Origin of the sequence: Marinomonas pollencensis (assembly GCF_003387375.1) — a bacterium.
GTDB classification, from domain to species: domain Bacteria; phylum Pseudomonadota; class Gammaproteobacteria; order Pseudomonadales; family Marinomonadaceae; genus Marinomonas; species Marinomonas pollencensis.
On sequence record NZ_QUNG01000037.1, the window covers coordinates 1 to 1565 of the forward strand.

Consider the following 1565-nt stretch of genomic DNA (forward strand, 5'->3'; position numbering starts at 1 on the left):
GATAATAAGGGGTATCGTCTAAGCAAACCTGCTGACTTCTGGGCATGGGCATAATCCCGTTCCTCTTCCTTGAGAAAACAAAGATTAAGTATAGATGAGATACGGAAAATAGGCTTAACCACACGATAAGCCGCACCATTACTGGGGTTTATCTATGCCTGTCCTAGATAGAAGAGAGTATTTAGTGGGGCAAGCTTATCCAATCTACACCAGTCCATCTCGGCACCTCAAAAAGCCTGTAAGGCGCATGATTGCTAGATTTTAACTATGCCTGTCCTAGATAAAGGAGTGTATCTGGTGGCACAAGCTTATCCAATCTACACCAGACCATCTCTGCATCTCAAAAAGCCTGTAAGGCTCATGATTGCTAGATTTTAACTATGCCTGTCCTAGATAAAAGTGCCCGGTGTGGAGGATTATGCTTTCCTCTTTATTTTAGGCATAAAAAAAAACCTGACAGGATAACCTATCAGGGCTTCTTAGTATTTATAAGCTTGACGACGACATGCTCTCACATGCGTTCCTTCATAAGAGCCCCACACGGTGTGGAGGATTATGTTCTAGCACTTATTTTAGGCATAAAAAAACCCTGACAGCGTTAGCTATCAGGGCTTCTTAGTATTTATAAGCTTGACGACGACCTGCTCTCACATGCGTTCCTTCATAATAGCCCCACACGACCATGTGGTGTTTTTAAATATTTTGAACCAGTATTTTGAACGAAAAAACCCCACCCTGCGTAGCAGGATGGGGTTTCTCTTAATTATAAGCTTGACGACGACATGCTCTCACATGCGTTCCTTCATAAGAGCCCCACACGACCATGTGGTGTTTTTAAATATTTTGAACCAGTATTTTGAACGAAAAAACCCCACCCTGCGTAGCAGGATGGGGTTTCTCTTAATTATAAGCTTGACGACGACCTACTCTCACATGCATTCCTTCATAAGAGCCCCACACGGTGTGGAGGATTATGTTCTAGCACTTATTTTAGGCATAAAAAAACCCTGACAGCGTTAGCTATCAGGGCTTCTTAGCATTTATAAGCTTGACGACGACCTACTCTCACATGCGTTCCTTCATAAGAGCCCCACACGACCATGTGGTGTGTTTAAATATTTTGAACCGGTATTTTGAACGAAAAAACCCCACCCTGCGTAGCAGAATGGGGTTTCTCTTAATTATAAGCTTGACGACGACCTACTCTCACATGGGATCCCCCACACTACCATCGGCGATGACGCTTTTCACTTCTGAGTTCGGGATGGGATCAGGTGGTTCAACGTCTCTATGATCGTCAAGCAATTCGGTTGCGTTCGTTCTGGTGCGTTCTTTCGTTCGCTTACCAAAACACGCGAAGACATGCTTGGATCTTTAACAATTCATTTTGAAATAACGTAAATCAAGTTTTAAACCGATGTTTTCATCGTAATTCTATGTGTCTTTGATGAGTGTTTTCTCATCTAAACCACTTTGGTGTTATATGGTCAAGCCTCACGAGCAATTAGTATTGGTTAGCTCAATGCCTCACAGCACTTACACACCCAACCTATCAACGTCCTAGT

Annotated in this window: 2 rRNA genes; both read right to left on the reverse strand. The window is 43.0% G+C overall.

What is annotated here, in order from left to right:
• Positions 1-1187: 1187 nt before the first annotated feature.
• Positions 1188-1302, reverse strand: a 5S ribosomal RNA gene (gene rrf / locus DFP81_RS18070).
• Between the two features lie 181 nt (positions 1303-1483).
• Positions 1484-1565: ribosomal RNA gene (locus DFP81_RS18075) — 23S ribosomal RNA — on the reverse strand; the annotation flags it as partial.